A 25,412-nucleotide genomic window follows, 5' to 3' on the forward strand; every position below is an offset into this window, starting at 1 on the left:
AAATAGACCAAAATATTCCGTATCACTTAGTTCCTCCCGGCTGGATAATCACAAATCCATCTCCTGCAAATTTCATTTGAATGGATTCCCCGCTGCCTCTTCCGAGAAAAGTGCGGTAGTTCATATCAGTATGGAATTCCGGTTTTACATTGCCGGACCATGCGACCGTAGCAGATGGATCAGTATATACCGGTTCACCTTCATAGACCGGGAGCGTCATTGGCTCAAAATACGTAGTAATCGCAATTTTCCCCTGGCCGTGCAGCGTAATATTAAACAGCCCGCTTGACATCATCCCGGCGGCTTTTTTCATCATTTCAATGTTCCATTCCACAGACGGTTCAAATGCGAGCAGATCATTTCCATTTACAGTTAGACGCTGGTTGTTTAAATCCAGAATCGTAATACGTTTCCCCTGATCTGCCAAGAATAGACGCCCGCGCCCTGAGGCTTTCATCAGATCCTGGCCTTCTGCAGTGAATGTTTTTTTGAGTGCCCGCTCCATGCCGTGCTCAAATGCCCGTTCCCGCTCAAATACTATATTACCGGTATAACCGGCCATCGCACCAATTTTCGCCCAGACATCACCTGCCAGATTTACTTCCAATACCCGCTCCGACTGCATGCCAAATACCTCTGTCGGCCTCGATTTAGGCTGTGTTTTATTTATGAATTCATCTATCGAATAGCTGTTCATCCTGTCCGCTCCTTTAAATAGTTAAAATCGGATACGCATGCTCCCGGCCTGAATGATTTACAATCACTATGTAATTTATGTTGTATGCATCCTCATGCCACTATAATCCTCTACTTTTTTTGAAATAGAATGAATATTTGTCGTAAAGAGGAGATAGGTCCGCTTTTCTGTGTGAATAACCAATCGGTCTGTTGTTCCATACGGCGTACCGATGCGCACCGCTTCTTTGTCTTCACCGCCATACGTATCATCTTGTGTGATGGATGTGATTTCATGAATCGGAATAGTCGTTTTGGACAACTGCCACTTAATCACTAAATCGCTGTCTTTTTTGCTGACGCTGATCCCCATCATAACAGACACCCTTTCCTGCTTGTTCCCCTTATAAATTACCATATTTTACAGTATAAATCCAAAACTATCATAATTCATCCATTATCTGTTTGGTAATCCATTTACATTTCCCTCTACTTTACGTTATCCTTCTAACCAAAGATCTTGTTTATCTATTAGACTATACTGACTAAAAGGGTGAGAATAATCTCTGCAAAAAAACCAGAGCACCAGCGGGAAGAATTGAAGCATAAAGAAAGAACGGGAAATGCGGGTGGGAATTTCAAGGATGCATCCGATCACACGCAGGCCGGCGGATTCGGCAGGGTGGCGAACAGCCCGGGGTGGAAAAGTACCGCTTTTTTACTTGTGGTTATCATTGTTGGCTTTTTGCTTTACAGCATTTTTTATTGAAAAATATCGGCAGTCCTGCAAAGGTGCCATTCTTAATAAATAATCCCGATAAAATAAAAAAGCTGTTATCCAGCTAACAGCTTTCCTATTTATAGCATTGGCTCTTTTTCAGGAAAACATAGTACACACCCTTATTGGTATGTCCGTTACTCTGCCTATTCATTATAGTTTTACCTATTTTTACAACCGTAGGGTTTCTTTAATCCATAACAAATAAAAAATCACCCACACTATTTATTCATCTATCCACTGGTAGACGTGGTCCCGCAGCTCCTGCTCCGTTTCGCCTCCAACGGGCGGATGTTCTGTTTCCGCCATCGGCACGACAATAAATTTATCTTCGGGCCCCTCTATGACCTGGGTAAACTCCATATTCGGCTCTGATATGACTACCTCGTCTTCCGCTTTTTCTACTTGGAAGGTCGCGACACCGCCGGTATCTGTATATTCAAAGTTCTGCCCGGAATAGAAATTGCCGAGAGAATAATAGACGAGCATCTCCTGCCCATCTTCTCCTTCGACCCATTCCATCGGCTGCAGCACATGCGGGTGATGGCCGATGACTACATCTACTCCTTCATCTGCAAGAAAGGCAGCTAATTCTTTCTGCTCGTCATTAGGCAGTCTTTCGTATTCGGCTCCCCAGTGCATATTCACCATTAGAACATCCACCTCGTCTTTTATTTCGCTGACATCTTCTTGTATCACTTCCTGGTCAATCACCTGCACGGCATACTCATGGCCATCTGGCACGGTATAACCGTTCAACCCATAAGTATAGGAAAGCATGCCTATATCAATACCATCCACCGACACAATTCTCGGTGCCGCGGCGTCTTCCTCATCTTTATATACGCCCACATAATCCATTCCGGCTTCTTCATAATAGCTGGTTGCGTTATGGATCGCTTCCATCCCCCGGTCCATTGTATGATTGTTAGCACCTGAAACCATATCCACTCCTGCTTCCTGCAGTGCATCTACAATAGCGTATGGACTGTTAAAAGACGGATACGTTGATAACCCCATTTCTTCTCCCCCGGGAATGGATTCCTGATTGATGATCGTAAAGTCCGGTTCTTCCAGCAGCGGAGTAACGTTCTCCAAAGCCGGCGTAAAATCATATTCGCCGTTTTCTTCCATTCTTTCATACACCCTGCCATGCAGCAGCACATCTCCGGCAGCTCCGATCGTAATAATAGAGGTTTCATTTGTTTCTGCCTGCACCTGCTCCTCCTGAGCAATACTCGTCTCCTGATCCTCCTCCTGTACTTCCTCATTCGCACAGCCCGAAACCAAAATAACAGCACCAATACACCCAACAGTCACTAAGCGCATGACATCCCCCTTTATTTAAATGGTAGTTGTATAATAAATATACCATAATATTACTAATATTCTAACAATAAATTAGCTTATCCATTATTTTCAACACAAAAAAGCCCCGTCATGCGGATGCATAACGGGAACTTCTTTATTATATAACTTGCTGCGTACTGCCAAACTGCAGGGAGACCTGCTTAATTTGATGATGGTCTGTGTCCAGTATTTTCCATCGTCTTCCGTCCCGCTCCACGACTTTATTCGGTTCGAGCGGTATATTGTTCATTTGAAGCCAGCCGCCGATAGTGTCAATATCTTCTTCATTCGAAAAAGTTATACCCAGCTGCTTTTCAATATCATCCAGCAGGGTCCGCCCATTAATATGGTACAGTCCTTCTTCGACTTTTTGGATATCGGAAACTTCTTCTGTATCAAATTCGTCGCGGATTTCACCGACAATTTCTTCTAATATATCTTCCATGGTTACAAGGCCGGCACTTCCTCCGTATTCATCAAGAAGCAGGGCCATGTGTACCCGTTCTTTTTTCATATGCACAAGTACGTCCTGTATAGCAGCGTGCTCCGGCATGACCGGGAGGCTCTGCATGTAATCTTTCAAAATAATACGGCGTCCTGCTACATAATCAATTAGGATTTTCTTGACGTTTACAAAGCCGATCACATTATCTTTGTCACCATCTTCGGTTACCGGATAACGGGTGTGCTCGTGTTCATGAAAAACTTCCAGCATTTCTTCCTGATTCATATCAACCCGAAGCGTGTTCATGTCGGTTCGGGGAATCATAATATCCCGGGCGGAACGTTCATCAAATGCAAATATATTTTCCATATACTGCAATTCCGTTTTGTTAATTTCCCCGCTCTGAAAGCTCTGGGTCATAATAATTTTAAGCTCTTCTTCCGAGTGGGCCTGATCATGGCCTGCCGGTTCCACTCCAAACATGCGCAGAAACAAGCGTGCTGAACCGTTTAACGTCCAGATAAATGGGAACATCAGCTTACCAAACCAATACAGCGGCGGAGCGAGCAGGAGTGTCATCTTCTCAGCGTATTGAATCGCCAGCGTTTTCGGTGCCAGCTCTCCAATTACCACGTGCAGGAAGGTCACAACAGAAAAGGCGATGATAAAAGAAATGATCGTAGCCAATGCCTGTGCAGTTCCCAGGCTGTCAAATAAAGGGTACAGCAGACGTTCTACAGTCGGCTTCCCAAGCCAACCGAGTCCAAGGGCCGTTACGGTAATGCCAAGCTGACAGGCTGACAAATAATAGTCGAGCTTTTCCGCTACTTTTTTAGCCTTGTCTGCTTTCTTATTTCCTTCGGCAACGAGCTGATCCAGCCGCGACATCCGTACTTTAACCACTGCAAATTCCGAGCCTACAAAAAAGGCGGTCAAACCTATCAATATAACCACTAACAACAAATTCATAATCAGTATAATGTCCAAATAGTCCCTTTAAAAAAGGGATTCACCTCCGTATTTTTTCCACCGGTTCCGTCCCCGGCGGGATGAATCAGTTTATCTCCGATGCAGGAGCCAGCCTCTTTTTATGGAAAAAGAGAAAACACATAATCTTCGAACGTACTGTTATTCGAGGATATTTTACATGTCAGCCAATACCTGCCTTTTCATAAAGTAGATTAAATATACCACATCTATAGGAAAAAGAAAGATAAACGTTTGTAAATATTGTATGACATTATAATGTCACTGGTTTTCAAGGGGCATGATAAACCTTGGACGGACGACCAGGATATCGCAGCCGGCTCTGCGGACGATGCCTTCTGAAACACTTCCGAGGCGGATTCCTCTTTCTTCCCCGGCTCCAAGAGCACCGGCAATTATCAGGTCCGCTTGAAAGCGCGGAGCCAATTCTTTCGGAATAATATGCTTCGGGGAACCATATTCCAGCGTAATCGTCATATCTTCTACTCCTTTAGCAGCCGCCAGCTGCTTATACTTTTCCAGCAGCAGTTCCCCGTTTCTCATGTACACATCCTGAATATTTTCTTGAAGCTGCTCGAGAGAATGCACTAAAGGGGTATGAAGCACATGCACTGCTGTTATATCCGCTCCATGTTTCTCCGCGAGGTCCAGACCTGCTGTGAATGCATTAACAGCCATCGATGATTCATCTATGGCGATAAGAATGCGCTGATATTTTTTAGCTGTCTCTTTATTTTTGACGACCAGTACATCGCAGTCGGCATGGTGCACGAGACCGGCTGAAACGCTTCCAAGTACATAACTTTCCAAAGGACCCAGGCCGGAGGCGCCTGTTACTGCGAGATCCACGCTGTACAGCGGCAGTATTTCTTTTGCTATCTTTTTATGTGGGGAGACCCCCTGTTTCATGATCGTTATTATATTTTTCAGACCGGCGGCTTCTGCCTGTTTTTCGCTTTCCCTTAAAATGTCCAATCCAGTTTCCACAGCAGCCTGTTTCATTTCTTCGCGGTAGACAGGTACCCTGCTGTATTCTTTGCTTTCCACTACGTGGCAGATGTGCAGCCGGCTGTCGTACTGAGCTGCTAAATAAATTGCACGTTTTAGAGCCGTCTCCGCCTGGCTTGAACCGTCTGTTGCAACCAGAATTCGTTTATATCGTTCCACCTTTCTCACCAGCTTTACCCATATTTGTTACTCCTATTATAATAAGAATAGTGCTTTTTCAATGTGATGTGTCTCACACCGGAAGCCTATTTTTATGGGCACAGCAAAAAAGCCCTGAAGATGTCCTTCAAGGCTTTGTCTGGATTGTCTGGAAATCGTTTTGTCTAGTTTATCTACGCATTCCACCGTTTCCTTTTCAAGAGAACACATGGAATAAAGAAATAAACAGCCATAGGTAAAGATATAGACGGCGTCTCGCCCTATGGAAAACGAGCCCTGTACAAGCTTTTTTATTAAAATATATGGTTTTTGTCTTTTTCTTTTGCTGCTATTCAATGCCCAGGGTTTTTTTATATCCTTCCAGATACGTTTTTTCGGAAGGCGACGCCTGTTCAAAAGCACTCATCGCGCGGTGCCACAATGGATATATCGGGGCCGGCCGCGCGGCTGCTTCAATTTTTTCTGCTTCTTCTTTGGACAGCACAATGTCGAAAGAAGCGATATTTTCGCACAGCTGCTTTTCGTTTCTAGCAGCAATAACGATCGGACCGACATTGGGCCGATCCCTTACCCAGGAAAGAGCAATCTGCGGCACGCTCGCATTATGATGGTCAGCTGCTTCCTGCAGGGTATCAATCACGTTATACAACCGTTCCTGATCCATAACCCACGGCTCCGGCCAGCCTTCTCCCTGTCTTGTGTTTTTGGGAGCTTCTTGGTGACGGCTGATCTTACCATTAAGCAGGCCTTCCCCGAGCGGACTCCAGATCATCGAACCTACGCCGAGTTCACTGCCGGCCGGAAGCAGTTCATATTCGGCTTCCCTGGCTTCCGGACTGTAGTATATCTGCTGGCAGACCGGCGGAATAAGCCCTGCCTGTTCCGCATAGGTGACCGTTTTCGCCAACGCCCAGCCGCTGTAATTGGAAACACCCCAGTACCTGATTTTCCCGGATTTCACCAGGTCCGTCATTGCCTGAACCGTTTCTTCTATCGGCGTTTGTCCGTCCCAGAGATGTACGAAATAAAGGTCCAGGTAATCCGTTCCCAGACGCTGCAGGGATTGGTCAATAGATGCTTCCAGATTTATTCTCGATGCGCCGCGTGCGTTCGGGTTATCTTCAAAATGAAAACCCGTTTTAGAAGTAAGGACAACATCTTTCCGGCGTCCTTTAATCGCCGCGCCGAGCACCCGCTCCGCATCTCCTTTCGAATACAGATTTGCTGTATCAAAGGTATTAATGCCGGCTTCCAGCGAGATATCCACCATTCGCCTTGCTTCTTCTTCTTTAATATTTCCGGTGGCTTCAAACCCATTCGTGCCGCTGAAAGGCACGGTTCCCAATATATATTTCGGAACGCGCAGCCCAGATTTTCCTAATGTAATGTATTCCATATTATTCCTCCATCGATCGTTTTATTTTTCGTGGGAAATAACTATCTTCCCAAAGAAATTCTGGCTTTTTAGGTGATGGTACGCTTCCTGTGCCTGTTCGAATGGATAGACGGTATCAATAACCGGCTTTAGCTTGTGGGCAGTGATGACTTTATTCATGGCTTCAAACATATCACGGCTGCCGACCATAATCGTTCTTGTCGATGCTTTTCCAAATAAATCGTAATAATCAATATTATCGCCTGTTTTACTCAATACACCGATGAGTGCTATTTCATCTCCCGGGGCCACAGATTGAATAGACTGCGGAAACGTAGCTGACCCCACGACTTCGACGACACGGTTTACGCCGCCTGGTATCATTTCTTTTACTTTCTTTCCCCATTCAGGCGTATCGGTATAGTTAATAATATGATCAGACCCCATTTCCTGCAGTTTTTCTTCTTTCCAACTGCTGGAGGTCGTGGACACGACCTGTATTCCCAGGGCTTTGGCCAGTTGAACCGTAAAAACGGACACGCCGCCGGTTCCGAGTGTCAGCACTGTGTCTCCAGGATCAAGCGGAGAAGGGCCGTTCAAGGCATTCCATGCCGTTACGGCTGCACATGGAAGTGCCGCCCCCTGCTCATAAGTCAGGTGATCCGGCAGTTTAACAAGCTCTTCCGGATGAATCGCTTTGTAGTCCATCAGCCAGCCGTCACTATGGGACCCGTATGGTTCTATATAGCCGGGCATTCGTTTCCCGCTGAACCACTCTCTTGTAAAGTTACCTGCTACACGGTCACCCGCTTTAAAACGGCGCACATCCGGTCCGGCTTCTATAATTTCACCGGCGCCGTCGGACAGCTGAACCGTATTCTCGTTCAACGTACCGGGATAGTTCCCTTCAACTAATGCTAAATCACGATAGTTCAGCGATGTCGCTTTTACACGAACGAGTACTTCGTTGCGGCTTATTTCAGGAAGGCTTTCTTCCGTCATTTTTAGTTGATCAATGCTTCCGGACTGCTGCAGCCGAAACGCACGATTTGTAGATTCTGTCATAGTCTGCCTCCTCTTTGTTGTTACCCTTTCCATATTCCCAACTTGGAAGGCAGTTGAAACGAAAGCATTATTTGCTGATAAACAGGCCTTTAAAAAAAACCGGTATTATTATACGCTTACATGACTGCAATTTATTTTTTATGTTAGGAGTTTACTATGACCCAGTCCTCTTCTTCTACGTTCACTGCTGAAGAAAAACGAAAGTATTATGTCTGGATGCCGCTGTTTATGAGTCTTTCTGCGATTATGCTGACCTCTTTATGGCTCGTATCGATCCCCCCTCTTCCACACCTCATTGGGTTAGCCGCCGGTTTTCATATCGGATCCTTCCTTACAGCAAAACGTTTTATTAAACAGGACCGTGCGCAGCTAGAGAAAGCGGGAACTTCCGCTCAGAAGAGAAATACTATTCTGCTGGCAATACTGCTTAGTATCATTTTCGCAGTCACTATAATCCGATTTTTTATTCTCATTTGAATTCTATTTATTTGAAACCCCGGAATTTCCTTAAAAATAAAGAAAGCTGAGAGATGAAAAGGAAGCGTTCTCTTTGTTATACTGTTTTTTTACTAATCTATTGAAAAGGGGTATGAACATGGCGAAATATAGACTTGAGATCACGAATACGAACACTAATGAGGAACACAGCTGGTACTTTTACGAGTTTGAGCCGGCCAAAGATCATTTTGATAATATCAGCAATGCATTTGACCATGTAAAAGAGTACACCGGAGAAAGCAGTGTAAAGGTGGAAGTGCTGAAAGAACCGGCAGAAATAAATGTCGCTGATATATCATCGATTGCGAATATGAATGCAGACATGCCGAAGCGTTCTTTTCATATAGACAGCTTTACAGACATTCAGTCTTACATGCATGAGAAACTAGGTTCTCCCGACGTATAATTTACCAGGAACCGTCCATTGCGGATGGTTTCTTTTTTTATATCCAGTTCTTGATATATTTTGCTGATTTAAAAAATTCTGTTTAATAGTGATCCAATTGTTCACTAGATTCGTTCCCTATATGAATCGATCATTTTATTCTTTTAAAATCGAAAGGGGAACGAACAAATGAAGAAAAGAATTGTACTTCCATTAACATCCGTATTTGCTTTTACTGCTTTTGCAGGAACTGCTGCCGCTGATCACGAGGGCCGGGAATTCATGGTCGAATTAACACCTGATGAAGAAACAATGAATGTAGAAAGCGATGCAATGGGTCAGGCCCATTTTGAAGTAAGCGAAGATGGGGATTCACTAATGTATTCAATACATGCCGAACATCTGGATGACGCGGCAGCCGGGCACCTCCACAGCGGTGCTCAAGGAGAGGATGGACCTGTTGAACTGTTATTATTTGAAAATGACGAACCAATGGATTATAACGGCGAGGTAGCAGCCGGTACGCTGACTGAAGATGACCTAGTTGGCGATATGACATGGGAGGAAGTGTCCATGGGGCTTGTAGCTGGAGAAATTTATGCTAATCTGCACACAGAAGACTACCCGGACGGTGAACTTCGCGGCCAGCTTAACGAAGAGGCGCAGGACGCAGCGATGATGCCGGAGGAAATGCCGCAGACAGGAATGGGCGGCACCGGTAACGATGGCTGGATGACCGCTTTCCTTGCGAGTATGACGGCTTTAGCCGGCGGGGCTGTTGCACTATTTATCCGTAGAAAAAAACAGGCATAATGCAAAAAAGGAAAGAGCAGCAATCTGCTCTTTCCTTTTTTCTGTATAAGATTAAATATGGACGGTTACATCTCCGTCTTCACGAAGCTCGTCTATGAGCTCCTGGGCACGTTCTCCCTGTTTTTGTGTCACTAACTGCTCTTCTACCTGTTCACGGTCAGGTTCCGGCATTTCAGGTGCTTCCTCGCCGCCCTGTTCCGCCATAGCAGCCTGTTGTTCTTCAGCCTGTGCGACAGCTTCATCTATCTCTTCATCCGTCACTTCCAGATCCTGTGATTCCTCTTCAATTAACTGTTCCACTTTAATGGACTGTTCGACCTCGGCACGGAATTCATCTTCCGTATACCCTTGTTCCTCTAAAGCCTGCTGGTACTGGTCTTCTGATTCAAACTGCTCTTTCTGCTCGGCAATTAAATCATCAACTTCCTGTTCGTCTGTGCTGTATTCCCGCTCATCTGCTTCCTGAATGAGCAGTTCCTGTCCAACGAGCTGATCGGCCGCCGCTTGTTTCATTTCGGCTTCCATTTCCCCGTTTTCATCCTGCTCTTCGAGGTTCATGCCCTGCATGGAATACATAGATAGTGCTGAAGTATAAGCCACTTCAAATTCGTCTTTTGTCACTTCTTCTCCGTTTACCTCAGCTACAACGTCTGGTACATCATCTAAATTAGGTTCCGGTTGTTCCGGTTGTTCCGGCTGCTCAGTCTGCTCTGCCTCTTCGCCGTTTTCCGCTGCCTGTTCTTCCTGGGCAGCCTCTTCATTTTCTGAGCCGGCTTCTTCTTCAGACTCTCCGCCGCAGGCTGTAATTAATGATAATGAAACGGCTGCAAATGCCGTAAGTATCCATTTTTTACTCATGTGTATATCCCCTTTATTAATCAGTCTCACACGGAGTGTGACATTCCTTTATGTTGAGACTGTGTCAGAGCTGTATTTTTTTCACCTGTCTGGTATATGCTTTAACAGCCCGGGTAGTAAAGTCAAGCACACTTCCTGGTTCTATGAAAGCAAAAAAGCCCCTTCTGCAGGACAGAAGAGACTTCGACATTACTTATTTTTTTTAAAATCCAGAATGAAACGCTGAAACATTTCTTTTGTCATCCCATCTTCAATTAATTCCTGCATCACATCAAGCCATTCCTGTTCAATCTCAACGGTATGCCCGGGGCTGCGTTCACCTGTGTTCTGACGGGGGATATTCATCATGAAATGTTTAACTGTATTGTTTCCCATTTGCAAGTCCTTTCTTTTCATCCATTATCGCCTTTAATGTAATAAACAAGTATGTAAAATGCATATTTTAGGAACAGTTACGATTTATTACTATTTTAGTGTAATCTGTGGTTTTTGTCAAAAATCGAAAAGCCATTATAGAAACCTGTTTTTAATTGTTTTTTGTTTACTGCTTTAATCCATTTAATTACACGCTTAAATTGTCAGGTGAAGCCAATTCGATTTAAAATTTTTGTTTTTTGATAATGAAATATCGATGTAGAAACTTCAAAAATAGTTCCATTGGTTAAGCACACCGTGTTTTCAATAATAAGAGCAGGATCTGCTGTAGTGAGTTGTAATAAATCCGCTTCGTAATGATCTATTTTGTCACAATTGATCACTTTGTCAGCAAAGCCGATATTCAACCGAAGGTCATCAATCAAATAGCGGTAAATCGATTGTGCCGCAATTTCCTCATTCAAATACGGTACTATATTTTTTCTGAAATAGCTTATTTCAATTGAAAACGGCTCGTCATCGACCAAACGAAGTCTTTTTACGTAATAAATATATTCTTCTGTCTGCAGGTGCATCCTTTCCATCACCTGTTTTTCTGCTTTTATCACCTTCAGTTCCAGTACTTCTGCCCGAACCGTTTTATCCGCTAAATTCTCGGTTAACCCTCTAAGACTGCCTAACTGGATATAATCAGCTGATGATTGATCTCTTAAAAAAAGGCCGCTTCCCTGTACTTGATACACATAGCCCCGGCCGGTCAACAATTCGATGGCTTTTCGTATCGTATTTCTACTCACCTTATATGCCTGCAGTAATTCTTCCTCTGTAGGAAGTTTTTTCGCCTGGTCATAAGTCCCTTTTATAATGTCTGCTTCTAATTTATCTGCTATCTCTCTATATTTTGCAGCCATAAGGTCTCCTTTTTCAGTTTAATTATACAACAAAACGCCTCAGCTCTACGTTAAGGCGCTTTGTTGTGTGACTTATAATTCTTCTCCTCTGGTTTTAATAACATGCTGGTACCAATAATAGGACAGTTTCTTTTGGCGGTTTAAATCGTTCTCATGATCTATATAAATGAACCCGTACTGTTTTTCAAAACCATTAAGCCAGCTTAAAAGATCTGTAGCCGACCAGGCGTAATAGCCTTTTAGATAAATGCCTTCTTGAATAGCTTGTTTAATCACTTTTAAGTGGGCTTCAATAAACTTAATTCTTGAAACGTCGGCTACTTCTCCTTCAATGATAGGATCTTTATCCCCAAGCCCATTTTCGGTCACGTACATTTTAATGTTACCATAACGCTCTTTGAGCATGTGAAGACCCGTTAAAAATCCTTCAGGAGATATTTCCCATCCCCATTTTGTATACGTCTTATCTTCCATCTTAACCGTTTGATAATACCCGTCAAACGAAGGATGTCCAGGCACCAATGTAGATGTCTCTCTAGTATGGTTTTGGATTGTTTTTACCTCTTCGTTTTTTTTCACACGAATTGGCTGATAGTAATTAAGGCCAATAAAGTCATTTTTGGCAGCGTTTCGTTGAATACACGATAATTCCTCTTCTGTCCATTCAGGAGTCCAGTTGTTTTCGTCCAATTGGGCTTTCACATATGGCGGGTATTCTCCTTTAAGTACCGGATCATAGAAAAAATACGTTTCATATTCGTTGGCATGCCTGGCTGCCTGTATATTTACTTCTTTATCGTCTACGCTGTAGGCAGGAAGAAAAACATGTGTAATACCTATTTCCCCGTACTGTTTTAACTCCTTATATACCTCCACTGCTTTAGCATGGGCATAATAAACGTAATGAGCTGCCTGGAAATATTTTTTCTTGTCATTTTGAATACCGGGCGGATGGGCTCCTTTTAAATACCCCAATCCACAGAACATCTGCATTTCGTTAAACGTAATCCAATGCTTAACCCGGTCGCCAAATGATTGAAAACAGGTTTTGGCATAATCAACAAATGCTTCTGCGGTTCTTTTATTTGTCCATCCTCCCACTTTCTCAAGTGCCTGGGGAAGATCCCAATGATAAAGGGTAACAAAAGGTACTATACCGTGAGAGAGGCATTCGTCGATCACCTTATTATAAAATTCCAGCCCCTTTTTGTTTATTTCCCCGTCTCCATTCGGAAAAATCCGCGGCCAGGATATAGAAAAACGGTAAGACTCCAATCCCATATCAGCCATTAGCTGAATATCTTCTTTATACCGGTGATAATGGTCAACGGCTGTATTCCCATTAGTCCCTTTAAATGTTTTCCCGGGAATTTTTGAAAAAACATCCCAGTTGGAAAGACCTTTTCCATCTTCGTCCCATGCTCCTTCCACTTGATAAGAAGCTGAAGCTGCTCCAAACAAAAAATCATGCGGGAATTTCATACATTTCCTCCATTAGTAATATAGTTTATTTATAAGTATCTATTTAATTTGTAGGTACAAATATAATATTAGTATATATCTTCTCCATTTATCTGGCTAGATATAAATATGATTTTCTTCTGTTTGGATGTTTTACGTTATAAGAATAAGGTTCTTATTCCGAATAAAAAAGCACTCCTCTGTAATAGAGAAGTGCTTTTCGTCACGTTTCCGGATAAAACAACACTTTAATATGATTGCCTTTTCGTTGAATCAAATCATCAAACACACGCGGGCCTTCGTCCAGGGAATAGCGGTGGTGGACCATCGCCCCACTTGTTATCTGTCCGGTTCCCATGTAATACATCGCTGCATCCCACTCCTGTCCTGGGAAAGGAGACGATACACCATTCCAGGAACCATACACACTTAATTCATTGCGGACAATCTTTTCAAAATAAAAGCGTTCAATCGTAATGTCTGCATAAGGAATTCCCAAAAAGACAACTTCCCCGCCTTTTTTAGGAAGAGCGAAAATCTGTGCCGAGGTAATAGGAGACCCTGCTGACTCAACAGCAAGACTTACCCCCATGCCATCCGTGTGTTCCAGCACCTTTTCATGAGGAGGCCCCTCAAGAGAATTAACGAGGACATCTGCGCCGAGTTCTTTTGCAGCCTGCAGTTTAGCCTCATCAATATCAATCGCAAAAATAGTTTTGGCTCCGAAAATACGCGCCCACTGTACAGCCAAAAGCCCAATGCTTCCACACCCCATGACAGCCACCGTATCGCCCGGTTTTATGCTTGTTTTATAAAACCCGTGCGCTACAACGGCCGCCGGTTCCAATAGAGCGGCCGTGTCAAAATCAACATTCTCAGAAATTCTAATGACATTTTCCTCCGGCAGTTTTACTTTTTCCGCATAGGATCCGGGGTGCCTGGCTCCAATAACTGTGAGCTTTTCGCACTGGGAGAATTCTCCTTTTTGACAGCTGATGCACACACCGCAGTAAAAAGCGGGGCAGCCGGCGACTTTATCGCCTTTAACTACCCGCTTTACACTGGAGCCGACTTCAACGACCTCGCCTGCGAATTCGTGTCCAAATGTCATTCCATCTATATATGGCCCGAGTTTATTGAATCTTGAGATATCAGAGCCGCAGATTCCAGCAGCCTTAACTTTAATAATTACATCTTCCGGAGCCGTAATGACAGGCTCACTGGTCTCTTCACAGCGAATATCCTGGACACCATATAAATTTAATGCCTTCATTTTTTATTCCTCCTTCTCAGCTTGTGGATTCATCTTGTTTTTTATGGAAAAAGAGCTGATAAAGGAAAAATAAAACGATGATGGTATTAAAAATGATCTGGTATTCAAAGTAAAATTCGCTGATGCCTCTGAAGGATCCCAACATATATTCAAGAAATGTATCGGCCATATTTATCTTCCTTTCTTATTTCATATTAATCGTTTATAGGAGTAAGCAGTACTTTAATGGCTTCTCCGCTTTTAATAGCATCGTAGGCTTCTTTCCACTGTGTAATTGGAAATTCATGCGTCACCATCGACTTGGCATCTACGCTTCCATTGTTCATCAGTTCAAGAGAAGGCTCCCAGTCTTCCGGCTTTTGGCTTCTGCTGCCAACTACCCGTATTTCTTTTTGGATAATTTTCTCCAGATCAAAGGACACTTCTGGGTTTGCGAAGATACCAACCTGGCCGTACTGGCCTTTTTTGCGAAGCAGATCAAGTCCCTGCTTGGCGGCCGGCGCGGCACCGGAGCATTCAAATACAACGTCTGCGCCATATCCATTAGTTAATTCGTTAACCAGCTGCTTAATATCCTGTTTCTGGGTGTCTACCGCATAGTCTATGCCAAGTTCACTTGCTTTATCCAATCTTACTTTATCGTTTGTAAGTCCGGTAATAAGTACCGTGGCGCCACGGCTTTTCGCTACCTGAGCTGTGAAAAGACCGATGGGTCCGGGTCCAATAACTACTACGATATCTCCCTGGTTTATCTCTGTTTTTGCTACCGCATGGTGGGTGCAGGCTAGCGGTTCAGTCATAGCGGCTGATTTATCATCTACTCCATCTGGAATATGATGCACACTGTCTTTGCGCGCTACTAAAAATTCAGCGAAACCGCCGTCCTGCTGCGTGCCGAGTCCTTTCCGGTGATTGCAGAGGTTGTAATCCCCGGACTGGCAGTACTCACACTCTCCGCAGATATAAAAGGTGGTTTCCGATGTCACACGGTCGCCGGCTGAGAATTCCGTCACACCTTCGCCCACCTCCACGACTTCGCCGGAAAATTCATGCCCGAGCGTCACGGGCACAGCTACTTTATAATGACCTTCATACGTATGAATATCCGAACCGCATACACCGGCATAGTGCACTTTGATTTTTACTTCGCCGGGGCCTGCCTGTGGTTCATCTCTATCCTGAATTTCGAGGTTTCCGAATCCCAGTTCTGTTTTTACTAATGATTTCATAGATATTTTCCACTCCTTTTCTCTGTGCTTAATTAATTAAATAAACCGAAGAAGCGATAGATGATCCAGTTAATAATGTTACCGCCCTGGTCAATACTTGAAATCTGCGTAGTGCCTTCCGGCATATTGAAATCTGCGTTTTCTGCCATCATTGTAAATGTAGTAGCAACATCTGTAGCGACATATAAAGAGATGCCGATCATAATGCTTCCTACAATAACAGAGTGAACGATATTTCCTTTAGCCGCACCGACAATAAAGGCTACAATGAATGGAATCGTCGCTAAATCTCCAAAAGGAAGCAGCGCGTTTCCTGGTAAAATAACAGCCAATAGTACGGTGATTGGTACGAGAATTAACGCTGTCGCAATAACGGATGGATGACCGAGAAGAACGGCTGCGTCCAGACCGATAAGAATATCTCTGTCACCAAAGCGCTTGTTGAGCCATTCGCGGGCCGACTCTGAAACAGGCATAAGGCCTTCCATCAGGATCTTAACCATTCGCGGCATTAATACCATTACGGCGGCCATTGCCATACCGATTTCGATCACATCGCCGACACCGTAACCGGCCAGGATTCCGATAAGAGAACCGAGTGCCAGGCCGATAAAGATCGACTCACCGAAAATTCCAAATCTTCTTTGAATAGATTCCGGATCCGCATTTAAATTTTTAATGCCGGGGATCTTCTGCAGTCCTTTTACAAGAAAAATACCAGGGGCATAAGAAATCGTGCTTCCTGTTGCTACCGACACACCGGGCATTTCGTAAAAATCGCTTACCATTGGTGCCGTCCAGTCTGCTACTTTAAGTGCAACAATCTGGAACAATACTGCAGCAATTAAACTTTGGATAATGCTTCCGGAGATGGCATAAACCATCGCTGCCATAAACGTGTAGTGCCAAAAGTTCCAAATATCCACGTTCATCGTTTTTGTTGTTTTTGTTACGAGCATTAATACGTTGACCAAAAGGCCTAACGGAATGATAAAGGCGGCAATAGATGATGCCCATGCAATAGATGAAGATGCCGGCCAGCCGACGTCAATGACAGTAAGCTCTACTCCCAGACGTTCCACCATGCCCTGTGCGGCCGGTCCTAAGTTTAATACGAGCAGGTCAATAACAAGAAAAATACCTACAAAAGCGACCCCTAATGTAAGAGCGGACCGGAAGGCTTTTCCTATTTTCTGACCGAAAAATAACCCCAGGAAAAATATAGCTACGGGTAGAATAACGGTAGCCCCTAAATCTAGAAAACCTTGTAAAAAATCAACAAACCCCTGCATCGTGACTCCTCCTCTATGTGTGAAAAAGAGCACGCCCGACTCTATTCCTCAGCAGTCGGAACAGCGCGCTCTTCATTTAATTATTTTTTCAGTTCATCCAGGATCTGCTGCTTTGTATCCTCTTTGCCGATTCCTGTTAGAAAGGCTCTTGCGTTAATAACTGGAAACGGATATTCTTTCTTTGTCATTGCTGTTGTAACTAACAGATCAGCCGTATCTACATAAGAACCGACTTCCGTAATTTTAATCTGGATCAGATCTACTTTAATGTTGTGCTCTTTAGCCATTTCCTCAATTGCTCCGTTTACCACTGTTGATGTTGCTACTCCTGCTCCACATGCTACCAATACCTGCTTCTTTTTCATTTATTCCATCTCCTTATATTGTAGTAAAATCGATTTGCTGTTCTATTGTTTCTTTAATGCGGGTGGCATTTGTTTCTTTCATTAAATACTTCAGTGTTTCTTCGTTTTGGAATATTTCCATCAGCTTCTGCAGGAGAGCAAGCTGGGAGTGGGTTTCGTTCATGGCAAGCATAAACACAAGCTCCACCTCTACGGTTTCTTCGTCTTCTCCCATAATGCCGAATGCGACCGGTTTTTGAAGCACCCCTACACTGATCGTTTTTGTATTAACGTGTTCGACGTCAGTATGCGGGATCGCCACAGCTACACCGGCTGTCGGAAGCCCTGTTGCAAATTCTTTCTCTCTTGCAATCACTGCTTTTACAAAGCTTTCTTTTACCAGCCCTTTTTGAACTAGATTATGTCCCATTTCTTCAAGAACAGCTTCTTTAGTCTCTCCTTTTACTTCCAGTAAGATGACTGATTCATCAAAAAATAGTTTCGTCACTTTTTCCTACCCCATTACTATGTTGGTTTGAACGCATGGTTTTTAGTCGTGTGAATATAAATCAATCATCCGGCGGATTTCGGTAATCGTTTGTGCCGCTATCGTCTGGTTCCGGTCTGTTTCGGCGTGTGCAAATCGCATCAGTTGCATGAGGGCATGAATGTGTTTTTTCTTGTCCACTGCTGCAATAATGACAATCAAATGAATTCTGTAGCCTTCTGTAAAATCCACTCCATCTTCGATCCGCAGAAGGCTCATTCCTACGTCCATTACTCCTTCTTCCGGAGCGGCATGAGGAATCGCAATATTAGGTCCAATAATTATATAGGGATCTTTATCGCTCTGGCGGATCATCGCTTCAATATAACGCTGCTCGATTTTACCGCTTTTCACTAATGGGCCTGCGGCAATACGTACAGCGTCGTTCCAGGAAGCCACTGATTTTTTCAAAGTGATATGCTCAGGCACAATCAACTCATTTAAAGGCAGGTTTCTGTTTTTTGCATACGTTTTAACAGCTTCGTCTTTGTCTTTTGACATATAGCGGTGTAAATCTTTTTTCAGCGCTTCTTCATCTGGAAGCGATGTATGGGTTTTAATAATGTCCATAATATGGTCAATGTCTATTTCATTTGGTACAAACCCATGCATATCCATCATGACCTGCTTGCGGAACCGCTGCTTTTCTTCCTGGCTTAAAAACGCTTTCGATAAAAACAGCTTTTTGTCGGTAGCAAGAGACGATGTGGAAAACACAATATCGTAATCCAGCCCGTAATGAAGGAACTCTCTGATAGACAGGGAATCCAGAAATACAAATTCCGGGAAAAGTTCTTTTAAATCATGAAACATCAGCCTGGATATAGAGACCCCCTGCGGACAGACAACAATCGCTTTGACCTTTTTCTCGATGCTTTCTCCCTGCTTTACCATCCAGCCGCTGATAAGCATCGTAATAAACGTTGATTCGTTATCGGGCACCGGCCGGCCGATCAGCTCTTCAAGCGGACCCATCGACTGCTTTACCAAATGGTGAATTTCTTTAAATTCTTTGCTCACATCCTGCTGCAGAAACACCGTTTCCGTCAGATTGAACTTGATTCGATAGTAGGCCGGTTTAATATGCTGAATCAGCTGCTCGAGCAGTTTGTCCCGCTCCTGCAGATATATGCAGGCACTTTTTTCAAAAAGCCTCAGCATATTGTCTATTTCCGGCAGCAGATCCGGAATGGCATCTTCTTCTATCGTAAACTCGGCCCGGTAGACGTTCGTTGTTAGCAGGTGAAGGGTGATGAACAGTCGCTCTTCCCTCGGGATGCTGTCTGTTTCCCGGAATATTTCCTCGGTTGCCTGGTATTCCTTTGTATCGGACAGTTCCTCATATGGGATGGAGGATTCTGTAATGTTGTTTCCCTTTTGTACTCTGCGGAGAATAAACAACAGAATATAAGGCATCATAGCTAATTTCTCATCTGTGAACTTCAATTGCAGCTTGTTTTCTACTTTTTCAATTTTGGAGCGGAATTCGTCAATTTCTTTTTCATCTACCTGAGCGGCAGCTGCTATTTTCTTTTCACCGTCTGCCATTTGAAAAATCCGGTAGGTAACATGAATAAGTAATTTCCGGACTTGAAATTCTTTTCCTTCCAGCAGGTATCCGGCTTTCCTTGAATAACGAAAAGATAAATCGTATTTTTCAAGATATGCCTGAACCTGCTTTAAATCGTGCAGCACTGTGTTTTTGCTTACATCGAGTTCTGCAGTGAAATGATACAGAGACAGTTCCTCTTTCGTCCCAAGAAGCATGAGCATGATGATATAGATCCGCTGTTTTTCTGATAAAACAGAGACAGCTGCCAAGTCATTTTCCTGACTCGTCAGATCCGTAAACACCGATTGATCAATAATGAAATGGCCCTGTCTGGTACGTTCAATAACCGGGAGATGTTTCGCCATCAGCCATTCATTAATCTTGTTCATACTGTAGCCAAACTGTCGGCGTGTTAAGTTATATTTTTTCTCCAACACGACACTTGCCACATTTGGATTGTGTATGAGTTCGTCTAGAATCTGCTTGCTTCGGTCATCCATCGACAACTGCCCCCCTTTCAATAGTTAGTGTAGCATCGGCCTGCATTCAGATGTATACGTTTTCATCCCAAATGAACGAACAGTTTATGTACAACGTTGTGATTTACATTATTAATCAAATTTTAATGTATATCGTTTTTTGCGCAAGGTCAGGAGGTCCCTGCTTAAAAATAATCGGTTTTTCACGCAAAAAAACAGCCGGTTTGAAATCAAACCAGCTGCAGCCCGATTACTGCTACGTGCTCTTTTTTGTTCGCCTCAGCCTTTCTTTTGCAGTATTTGTTGACGTATTTACAGATTCGGTCCCGAGCGCTTTTCCTAAACCAAAGGCGGGCATATTGACATAAATGGATTCGTACGAATTTTTAGGAATAGTGTACGTTTCATGATAGAGGCCTACCGCATGATTTCCTTTCGCTCTTCTATTGAACGTTTTCCAGGCTTTCGAGTGCTTTTCTCCTCTGGCATAAGCAAGCAGCTGTTCTTCAGACTCCCAGTACTGAATCATCATCGTCGTCGGCAGCTGGACATAGCTGTGCAGATTTAAGCAGCCCAGTTCTTTTCGCATGGACAGCTCTTTTATCATAGGGGGCATGGCAAGCAGGACGGGCAGCCACTTCCGGATAGACCGGAACCGGTTAATGCGCATCCCGATAACAAATACGACCAGCTCTTCCTCATTTTGTGTCGTGTGCCGGCCTTCCTGCAGATCTGCTTTCATTTTATTCCCTCCCCGTTTTAGTTTCATTATGTGCCGCGGCGGATGGTTTTCTTTCTTATATTGTAGCGCTTTATCCAAAAAATAACAGCATTCTCTTATATGGAGAATACTGTTATTTTCTATTTTCTTTTGATACCAATGGAACGGCCCGCCATTTCCGGACGTGAGCCGGCATCTGTATGCGGCAGAGCAGCAATTCCTTCCGCAAGTGCAGACGGGAAGGGAGCCGGCCGTCCCGCTGTTTGATCAATTCCCATGATCATCTGTTCACTTGCCGCCAGAAGTTCCTGAGCTTCATTTTTCATTTCCAGCCACAAGTGCAGTCGTTTTTCATCTTTATCCAACACTTGAACGTACACATCTAATTTTTCATCCAACAACGCTTCTTTCCTATACAGGACGTGTGTTTCAAGTGTATACACTGTGTATTGGTGCTGCTTCCGGAACGCTTCGTCCAGCCCTATTTTCTCAAGCATGCCATCCAGGGCCCTGCTGAACACAATCGCGTAGGCGGCATCATTCATGTGGTCGTTATAATCGACCCACGCTGCGTCCACCCGGCCTTCCCAGATGTGTTGGTTTTCAGACATTGTTCTCCACCTTCTCTGCCGGCCAGTAATTTTCTTCCTGCAGCAGCTGCAACAGCTTCAGCAGAAACTGGTCACGTCGTTCTTCCAGCTCAGCGACGCTTTGTGTGCCGGACTGGTCTTTCGTGCCATTAATTACTTTCTCGCTTAATTCAGGGGTCAGCTCCGGCGCTACCAATTTTGTCCACGGTGCCTTTAAGGCGGGGCCGAACTGTTCAAGCATATGTGCCATTCCCTTTTCCCCGCCGGCCAGGTGAAAGGTTAAAAATGGACCCATCAGCGCCCAGCGCAGTCCTGCGCCGTAAACAATGGCTTTATCTACTTCTTCTGTTGTGGCATGTCCGTCATTTACGATATGAAGCGCCTCTCTCCAGAGTGCTTCCATCAGGCGGTCTGCGATATGGCCATCTACTTCCCCCTTCATGACCAGGGGTTTCATTCCTGCGGATTCGTATAAACGGCGGGCTCTTTCCAATGCTTCCTGACTTGTAGCTGCTCCTCCAGAAATTTCTACAAGAGGAAGCAGATAGACCGGATTAAATGGATGAGCTACCATCACTCTTTCCGGATGGGCCGTGCACTGCTCCTGAAGGGTCGTTGGTTTATAACCTGATGTACTGGATGCGATGATGCTTGCTGCCGGGGCATGTACATCGATCTGTGAAAGTACGCTTTTCTTCAGTTCCTCGCGCTCAGGAACATTTTCCTGAATCAGCACCGCTCCGCGGACTGCCTTTTCAATGTTATCGGTAAAGGTCAGACGGTCCATGGAGGCCGTAGGATGCATGCCGTGCTCTTGAAGAGACGGCCAGAGCTTTTCGATCGCTTTACGCGTTTTTTGTTCGGCTTCCGGAGCCGGATCGCACGCAATCACGTCGAATCCGTTTGCTAAAAAGCGGGCAATCCATCCGTTTCCGATTACGCCTGTACCAATCACTGCTATTGTTTGATTTGTCATTAGTTTATCCTTTCTATGATAACTGTTTAGTTAAACCCAGGGTATCCCGCGCTTCTTCCGGCGTCATTGGTTCTATATCGAGCCCCTGAAGAAGGGTGGTTGTTTTATCAACAAGCTGGGCGTTTGTGCCGAGCACCCCTTTTTCGAGATACAAATTGTCTTCTAGACCAACGCGTACGTTTCCACCTAACAAGGCTGCCTGAACTGCCGTTGGAATCTGCATACGCCCAATGCCAAATGCCGACCAGTTGGCGCGGTCCGGAAGATGATGAACCATATGAAGCATTGTTTCGGCATCTGCTTCCGCTCCCCAAGGAATACCAAGACAAAATTGATACAGCGGATCGCCGTCGATCAGTCCTTCTTTTACGAGCTGGTTGGCAAACCGGAGGTGTCCGGTATCAAAACATTCCATTTCTGCTTTCACGCCGCTGCTTTTTATAAGCGCAGCCTGTTCCCGCAGCCATTCTGTCGGTGCCATGTAGAGCTGGTCGCCGAAGTTCAGGCTGCCGCAGTCAAGGGTGCATATTTCCGGAAGCAGGTTTCCTACCGGGAGATGACGCTCCCCGGGAGTTTGAATAAAGGTTCCTTCCCCTCCGGTTGCGGGATGAGTAAGGCTCGGAACAAAGTCGCCGCCGCCGCCCGCAGTTAAATTTAAAATCACATCTGTTTCTTTTTCACGAACTCGTTCCACCACTTCTTGAAAAAGGGCTGGATCAAAGCTGTATTCCCCTGTTTTAGGATCTCTTACATGAATATGTGCCACGGCAGCTCCAGCTTTAGCTGCTTCAATCGAAGCTTCCGCTATTTCTTTTGGCGTAATCGGCACGTGCGGGCTCTTGTGAAATGTATTTCCGGCTCCGGTTACTGCACATGTAATAATTGTTTTCTTTCCCATTATTTATCCTCACCTTTTTTTTCTGCAGACGTATCCACAGGTACTGAATCAAAAATAGCGCCGCTCTCAAAAAATTCCACCAGGTTATTGATCCAATTGTAATAGGCTACCCATTTGGTTAATTCTCTACGGAGTTCCTGCACCTTGGCTTCCACAGCGGGAGAGCCATCATTGATCTTTTCTATCTCGTTTATTTCCTGCTGCAGCTTTTTGGCGAACATGCGGTTTTTGCTGATCACTTCCCGCCAGTTGGTCGTAAAAAGAGAAATAAACGTTTGAACGTAATCGTTTTCGACATTGTAATGCTCTTTCCGGCTTCCTTTGATATGTTCTTTTTCAGCAATGTTTAAGGCAATCATTTCACGCATTACCTGGCTCATTCTTGTTTTGCTCATACCCGTTGCTTCTGCCAGGTCATCGAGCGTCATTGGCTCACGGTTCATATAAATGATTCCCAGCAGCCTTCCTATAGTAGAAGACACGCCGAAGGTGCTCATGTTATCAGAAATTCGGTCTCCGATCTGCCGTTCCGTTTCGCTTAATTGTGAGAGCAGTTCCGCTTCTCTTTCTATAGCCATTGTATATACCCTCCCTCATCTGCATATGTAGTAGTATCGGCTCATAGTTGTTACTGTATCATTTTTCTAAAAAAAGTAAAAAGCAGCTCTTCTATCTTATCTGAGCGATAAACCGAGTATTGATAAGATAGAACTCTATAAACTCTGTACAATAAAAATTGCATAGATTTTATAGACTATACGCTGTTATACGCCTTTTTCTTTTTTAAGTTCACTTCCATATACTTAAACGAGGCTATTAAAGAGAGTAGCGCAAGTCTAATAAAGGAGGACATTTTTTATGTCAAGGTTCACGACGGTCTTAAAAGTATCAGTGGTACTTATTCTTTCTTTTCTATTATTCGGGGTATTTTTTACAGAACAGCTTGAAGCAGGAATCACTGTCACCCAGGCTTTTGTATTTGCCCACTTTGGCTGGTATTTTCAAATACTCGTAACAGCCTTATTGATTTTTGCCATCTATTTAGGCTTTAGTAAGTATGGACACATACGACTCGGAAAGCCGGACGAAAAACCGGAATTCAGCAGGCTTACCTGGTTTACGATGCTGTTTTCCGCCGGCATAGGAATCGGCCTGTTATTTTACGGAGTCAGCGAGCCGATCAGCCATTTCGCGAGCCCGCCTATTGGGGATGGTGGAACAGAAGCGGATGCGGTAACCGGGGTTTCTTCTACATGGCTGCATTGGGGTCTTCATGCCTGGGCCATATATGCACTGGTTGCTTTAGCGCTTGCCCTGCAGCAGTTTCGCTATCAGGCACCCGGTTTAATGAGTACAACACTTCGGCCCGTACTTGGTAAATATGCATATGGACCCATCGCAACTGTTGTAGATATTATTGCTGTATTTGCTACACTATTTGGCGTTGCTGCCTCGCTTGGTCTTGGATCCCAGCAGATTAACTCCGGTCTGCAGACCGTGTTTGGAGTGCCTTATAATCTTGGTGTTCAATTTATTATTATGGCTCTTATCACCGTCATTTTCGTTACATCCGCAAGCACCGGTATCCATCGCGGCATTAAATACTTAAGTAATATCAACCTATCGATTACCGGATTATTTCTATTATTTATGTTCATCGCCGGTCCAACTTTATTTCTTCTTAACATGTTCGCTTCCGGACTGTCCGCTTACGTTCAAAACTTTATCGGCTGGGGTCTTCGCATGAGCCCGGTTGATGCGCAGGAAGCGGACTGGACGCAGGCTTGGACCGTCTTTTACTGGGCATGGTGGATTTCCTGGACACCATTTGTCGGGATGTTTGTCGCACGAATTTCCAGAGGACGAACCATTCGTGAATTTATAGCAGGCGTTCTTCTTCTTCCATCTGTTGTATCGTTTTTCTGGTTCAGCACGTTGGGCGGCTCTGCTATTTTCATGGAACTGTATGAAGGACGCGACGTTTCCTCGCAGTCACTGGAGGGCGCCTTGTTTTATGTAATTGAATCCTATCCTATGAGCGGCCTGATCTCTGTGTTAGCTATTTTCGTTATTACCATCTTCTTTGTCACCACAGCCGACTCGGCTACATTTGTTCTGGGAATGCAGACAACAGGTGGCAGCTTGAATCCGCCAACATCTATTAAAATTATGTGGGGTGTGTTCTTTGTTACCATCACAGCAGTTCTATTGGTTGTTGGAGGATTGAATGCGTTTCAGACGTCCATTGTCGTCAGTGCCCTGCCACTTTCGATTATTATTATTCTAATGTGTATTGGCATTATGAAAACATTAATTAGTGAACACAAGCAGAACTAATAAAAGTCCCTTTTTTCCAGAACGGAAAAAA

Annotated in this window: 27 protein-coding genes; 5 read left to right on the forward strand and 22 right to left on the reverse strand. The window is 44.3% G+C overall.

Going from position 1 to position 25,412, the window contains the following annotated elements:
* Positions 1 to 22: 22 nt before the first annotated feature.
* Together AC5W2J_RS05295 and AC5W2J_RS05300 are read right to left on the reverse strand one after the other, a co-directional pair.
* Positions 23 to 697 carry an AIM24 family protein gene (locus tag AC5W2J_RS05295; RefSeq protein ID WP_496058445.1) on the reverse strand — a complete coding sequence of 225 codons (675 nt, stop codon included), beginning with the start codon at positions 695 to 697 and terminating at the stop codon, positions 23 to 25.
* A gap of 75 nt (positions 698 to 772) precedes the next feature.
* The gene (locus tag AC5W2J_RS05300) at positions 773 to 1,051 is read right to left on the reverse strand and encodes a SunI/YnzG family protein (RefSeq protein ID WP_496058446.1); all 279 of its coding nucleotides are present in this window, start codon (positions 1,049 to 1,051) and stop codon (positions 773 to 775) included.
* 177 nt (positions 1,052 to 1,228) lie between these two features.
* Between AC5W2J_RS05300 and AC5W2J_RS05305 the strand changes: the two genes are divergently transcribed.
* Positions 1,229 to 1,444, forward strand: coding sequence for a DUF6366 family protein (locus AC5W2J_RS05305; protein ID WP_496058447.1), 216 nt, complete (start codon positions 1,229 to 1,231; stop codon positions 1,442 to 1,444).
* 234 nt (positions 1,445 to 1,678) lie between these two features.
* On the opposite strand, the gene AC5W2J_RS05310 is transcribed toward AC5W2J_RS05305, so the two are convergent.
* The 5 genes from AC5W2J_RS05310 to AC5W2J_RS05330 form a co-directional block, all read right to left on the reverse strand.
* Positions 1,679 to 2,782, reverse strand: a complete 1,104-nt coding sequence (locus AC5W2J_RS05310) for a CapA family protein (RefSeq protein ID WP_496058448.1) — start codon at positions 2,780 to 2,782, stop codon at positions 1,679 to 1,681.
* Between the two features lie 139 nt (positions 2,783 to 2,921).
* Positions 2,922 to 4,235 (reverse strand): hemolysin family protein, encoded by a 1,314-nt coding sequence (locus AC5W2J_RS05315; RefSeq protein ID WP_496058449.1) that lies wholly within the window; start codon positions 4,233 to 4,235, stop codon positions 2,922 to 2,924.
* A 261-nt stretch (positions 4,236 to 4,496) separates the two neighbouring features.
* On the reverse strand, positions 4,497 to 5,402 hold the full coding sequence (locus AC5W2J_RS05320; protein ID WP_496058450.1) for a universal stress protein: 906 nt from the start codon (positions 5,400 to 5,402) through the stop codon (positions 4,497 to 4,499).
* 328 nt (positions 5,403 to 5,730) lie between these two features.
* Entirely contained in the window at positions 5,731 to 6,798 is a 1,068-nt protein-coding gene (locus AC5W2J_RS05325; protein ID WP_496058451.1) for an aldo/keto reductase, read from the reverse strand.
* Positions 6,799 to 6,819: 21 nt separating this feature from the next.
* Positions 6,820 to 7,842: a zinc-dependent alcohol dehydrogenase family protein gene (locus AC5W2J_RS05330; RefSeq protein WP_496058452.1), complete on the reverse strand. Its 1,023-nt coding sequence runs from the start codon at positions 7,840 to 7,842 to the stop codon at positions 6,820 to 6,822.
* Positions 7,843 to 7,998: 156 nt separating this feature from the next.
* Here AC5W2J_RS05330 and AC5W2J_RS05335 point away from each other — a divergent pair, with 156 nt between their 5' ends.
* The 3 genes from AC5W2J_RS05335 (at position 7,999) to AC5W2J_RS05345 (ending at position 9,538) form a co-directional block, all read left to right on the forward strand.
* On the forward strand, positions 7,999 to 8,319 hold the full coding sequence (locus AC5W2J_RS05335; RefSeq protein ID WP_496058453.1) for a hypothetical protein: 321 nt from the start codon (positions 7,999 to 8,001) through the stop codon (positions 8,317 to 8,319).
* A 118-nt stretch (positions 8,320 to 8,437) separates the two neighbouring features.
* Positions 8,438 to 8,746: a hypothetical protein gene (locus AC5W2J_RS05340; RefSeq protein ID WP_496058454.1), complete on the forward strand. Its 309-nt coding sequence runs from the start codon at positions 8,438 to 8,440 to the stop codon at positions 8,744 to 8,746.
* A gap of 168 nt (positions 8,747 to 8,914) precedes the next feature.
* A complete protein-coding gene (locus AC5W2J_RS05345; protein WP_496058455.1) occupies positions 8,915 to 9,538 on the forward strand; it encodes a CHRD domain-containing protein in 624 nt (207 codons plus the stop codon).
* A gap of 51 nt (positions 9,539 to 9,589) precedes the next feature.
* Here the strand turns inward: AC5W2J_RS05345 and AC5W2J_RS05350 are convergent, their stop codons facing one another.
* The 15 genes from AC5W2J_RS05350 to AC5W2J_RS05420 form a co-directional block, all read right to left on the reverse strand.
* A complete protein-coding gene (locus tag AC5W2J_RS05350; RefSeq protein WP_496058456.1) occupies positions 9,590 to 10,396 on the reverse strand; it encodes a SurA N-terminal domain-containing protein in 807 nt (268 codons plus the stop codon).
* Positions 10,397 to 10,585: 189 nt separating this feature from the next.
* Complete coding sequence (locus tag AC5W2J_RS05355) at positions 10,586 to 10,771, reverse strand: hypothetical protein (protein WP_496058457.1); 186 nt, start codon at positions 10,769 to 10,771, stop codon at positions 10,586 to 10,588.
* A gap of 203 nt (positions 10,772 to 10,974) precedes the next feature.
* Positions 10,975 to 11,682, reverse strand: a complete 708-nt coding sequence (locus AC5W2J_RS05360) for a GntR family transcriptional regulator (protein ID WP_496058458.1) — start codon at positions 11,680 to 11,682, stop codon at positions 10,975 to 10,977.
* A 72-nt stretch (positions 11,683 to 11,754) separates the two neighbouring features.
* Complete coding sequence (locus AC5W2J_RS05365; RefSeq protein ID WP_496058459.1) at positions 11,755 to 13,164, reverse strand: glycoside hydrolase family 1 protein; 1,410 nt, start codon at positions 13,162 to 13,164, stop codon at positions 11,755 to 11,757.
* Positions 13,165 to 13,366: 202 nt separating this feature from the next.
* Complete coding sequence (locus AC5W2J_RS05370; RefSeq protein WP_496058460.1) at positions 13,367 to 14,416, reverse strand: galactitol-1-phosphate 5-dehydrogenase; 1,050 nt, start codon at positions 14,414 to 14,416, stop codon at positions 13,367 to 13,369.
* Positions 14,417 to 14,610: 194 nt separating this feature from the next.
* Positions 14,611 to 15,645, reverse strand: a complete 1,035-nt coding sequence (locus tag AC5W2J_RS05375; protein ID WP_496058461.1) for a zinc-binding dehydrogenase — start codon at positions 15,643 to 15,645, stop codon at positions 14,611 to 14,613.
* Positions 15,646 to 15,677: 32 nt separating this feature from the next.
* The gene (locus AC5W2J_RS05380) at positions 15,678 to 16,937 is read right to left on the reverse strand and encodes a galactitol-specific PTS transporter subunit IIC (protein ID WP_496058462.1); all 1,260 of its coding nucleotides are present in this window, start codon (positions 16,935 to 16,937) and stop codon (positions 15,678 to 15,680) included.
* Between the two features lie 80 nt (positions 16,938 to 17,017).
* The gene (locus tag AC5W2J_RS05385; RefSeq protein WP_496058463.1) at positions 17,018 to 17,302 is read right to left on the reverse strand and encodes a PTS sugar transporter subunit IIB; all 285 of its coding nucleotides are present in this window, start codon (positions 17,300 to 17,302) and stop codon (positions 17,018 to 17,020) included.
* Positions 17,303 to 17,315: 13 nt separating this feature from the next.
* Complete coding sequence (locus AC5W2J_RS05390) at positions 17,316 to 17,789, reverse strand: PTS sugar transporter subunit IIA (RefSeq protein ID WP_496058464.1); 474 nt, start codon at positions 17,787 to 17,789, stop codon at positions 17,316 to 17,318.
* A gap of 42 nt (positions 17,790 to 17,831) precedes the next feature.
* A complete protein-coding gene (locus AC5W2J_RS05395; RefSeq protein ID WP_496058465.1) occupies positions 17,832 to 19,880 on the reverse strand; it encodes a BglG family transcription antiterminator in 2,049 nt (682 codons plus the stop codon).
* 235 nt (positions 19,881 to 20,115) lie between these two features.
* Positions 20,116 to 20,601, reverse strand: coding sequence for a DUF4188 domain-containing protein (locus AC5W2J_RS05400; RefSeq protein WP_496058466.1), 486 nt, complete (start codon positions 20,599 to 20,601; stop codon positions 20,116 to 20,118).
* A 119-nt stretch (positions 20,602 to 20,720) separates the two neighbouring features.
* On the reverse strand, positions 20,721 to 21,191 hold the full coding sequence (locus AC5W2J_RS05405; RefSeq protein WP_496058467.1) for a thioesterase family protein: 471 nt from the start codon (positions 21,189 to 21,191) through the stop codon (positions 20,721 to 20,723).
* On the reverse strand, positions 21,184 to 22,146 hold the full coding sequence (locus AC5W2J_RS05410) for a 3-hydroxyacyl-CoA dehydrogenase NAD-binding domain-containing protein (protein ID WP_496058468.1): 963 nt from the start codon (positions 22,144 to 22,146) through the stop codon (positions 21,184 to 21,186). The genes AC5W2J_RS05405 and AC5W2J_RS05410 overlap by 8 nt, the downstream gene beginning before the upstream one ends.
* A 13-nt stretch (positions 22,147 to 22,159) precedes the next feature.
* Complete coding sequence (locus AC5W2J_RS05415; RefSeq protein WP_496058469.1) at positions 22,160 to 23,044, reverse strand: beta-keto acid cleavage family enzyme; 885 nt, start codon at positions 23,042 to 23,044, stop codon at positions 22,160 to 22,162.
* Positions 23,044 to 23,622, reverse strand: coding sequence for a GbsR/MarR family transcriptional regulator (locus tag AC5W2J_RS05420; protein WP_496058470.1), 579 nt, complete (start codon positions 23,620 to 23,622; stop codon positions 23,044 to 23,046). Before AC5W2J_RS05420 ends, AC5W2J_RS05415 begins: the two co-directional genes overlap by 1 nt.
* 280 nt (positions 23,623 to 23,902) lie before the next feature.
* Between AC5W2J_RS05420 and AC5W2J_RS05425 the strand changes: the two genes are divergently transcribed.
* Positions 23,903 to 25,381, forward strand: a complete 1,479-nt coding sequence (locus AC5W2J_RS05425; protein ID WP_496058471.1) for a BCCT family transporter — start codon at positions 23,903 to 23,905, stop codon at positions 25,379 to 25,381.
* Positions 25,382 to 25,412 lie beyond the last annotated feature (31 nt).

It is taken from the genome of Sinobaca sp. SA16-1 (genome assembly GCF_059510515.1).

Coding starts and splice junctions, on each gene's coding strand:
- AC5W2J_RS05295 (WP_496058445.1), bottom strand. CDS start 697: ATGAACAGCTATTCGATAGATGAATTCATAAATAAAACACAGCCTAAA.
- AC5W2J_RS05300 (WP_496058446.1), bottom strand. CDS start 1,051: ATGATGGGGATCAGCGTCAGCAAAAAAGACAGCGATTTAGTGATTAAG.
- AC5W2J_RS05310 (WP_496058448.1), bottom strand. CDS start 2,782: ATGCGCTTAGTGACTGTTGGGTGTATTGGTGCTGTTATTTTGGTTTCG.
- AC5W2J_RS05325 (WP_496058451.1), bottom strand. CDS start 6,798: ATGGAATACATTACATTAGGAAAATCTGGGCTGCGCGTTCCGAAATAT.
- AC5W2J_RS05330 (WP_496058452.1), bottom strand. CDS start 7,842: ATGACAGAATCTACAAATCGTGCGTTTCGGCTGCAGCAGTCCGGAAGC.
- AC5W2J_RS05335 (WP_496058453.1), top strand. CDS start 7,999: ATGACCCAGTCCTCTTCTTCTACGTTCACTGCTGAAGAAAAACGAAAG.
- AC5W2J_RS05340 (WP_496058454.1), top strand. CDS start 8,438: ATGGCGAAATATAGACTTGAGATCACGAATACGAACACTAATGAGGAA.
- AC5W2J_RS05345 (WP_496058455.1), top strand. CDS start 8,915: ATGAAGAAAAGAATTGTACTTCCATTAACATCCGTATTTGCTTTTACT.
- AC5W2J_RS05350 (WP_496058456.1), bottom strand. CDS start 10,396: ATGAGTAAAAAATGGATACTTACGGCATTTGCAGCCGTTTCATTATCA.
- AC5W2J_RS05355 (WP_496058457.1), bottom strand. CDS start 10,771: ATGGGAAACAATACAGTTAAACATTTCATGATGAATATCCCCCGTCAG.
- AC5W2J_RS05360 (WP_496058458.1), bottom strand. CDS start 11,682: ATGGCTGCAAAATATAGAGAGATAGCAGATAAATTAGAAGCAGACATT.
- AC5W2J_RS05365 (WP_496058459.1), bottom strand. CDS start 13,164: ATGAAATTCCCGCATGATTTTTTGTTTGGAGCAGCTTCAGCTTCTTAT.
- AC5W2J_RS05370 (WP_496058460.1), bottom strand. CDS start 14,416: ATGAAGGCATTAAATTTATATGGTGTCCAGGATATTCGCTGTGAAGAG.
- AC5W2J_RS05375 (WP_496058461.1), bottom strand. CDS start 15,645: ATGAAATCATTAGTAAAAACAGAACTGGGATTCGGAAACCTCGAAATT.
- AC5W2J_RS05380 (WP_496058462.1), bottom strand. CDS start 16,937: ATGCAGGGGTTTGTTGATTTTTTACAAGGTTTTCTAGATTTAGGGGCT.
- AC5W2J_RS05385 (WP_496058463.1), bottom strand. CDS start 17,302: ATGAAAAAGAAGCAGGTATTGGTAGCATGTGGAGCAGGAGTAGCAACA.
- AC5W2J_RS05395 (WP_496058465.1), bottom strand. CDS start 19,880: ATGGATGACCGAAGCAAGCAGATTCTAGACGAACTCATACACAATCCA.
- AC5W2J_RS05400 (WP_496058466.1), bottom strand. CDS start 20,601: ATGAAAGCAGATCTGCAGGAAGGCCGGCACACGACACAAAATGAGGAA.
- AC5W2J_RS05405 (WP_496058467.1), bottom strand. CDS start 21,191: ATGTCTGAAAACCAACACATCTGGGAAGGCCGGGTGGACGCAGCGTGG.
- AC5W2J_RS05410 (WP_496058468.1), bottom strand. CDS start 22,146: ATGACAAATCAAACAATAGCAGTGATTGGTACAGGCGTAATCGGAAAC.
- AC5W2J_RS05415 (WP_496058469.1), bottom strand. CDS start 23,044: ATGGGAAAGAAAACAATTATTACATGTGCAGTAACCGGAGCCGGAAAT.
- AC5W2J_RS05420 (WP_496058470.1), bottom strand. CDS start 23,622: ATGGCTATAGAAAGAGAAGCGGAACTGCTCTCACAATTAAGCGAAACG.
- AC5W2J_RS05425 (WP_496058471.1), top strand. CDS start 23,903: ATGTCAAGGTTCACGACGGTCTTAAAAGTATCAGTGGTACTTATTCTT.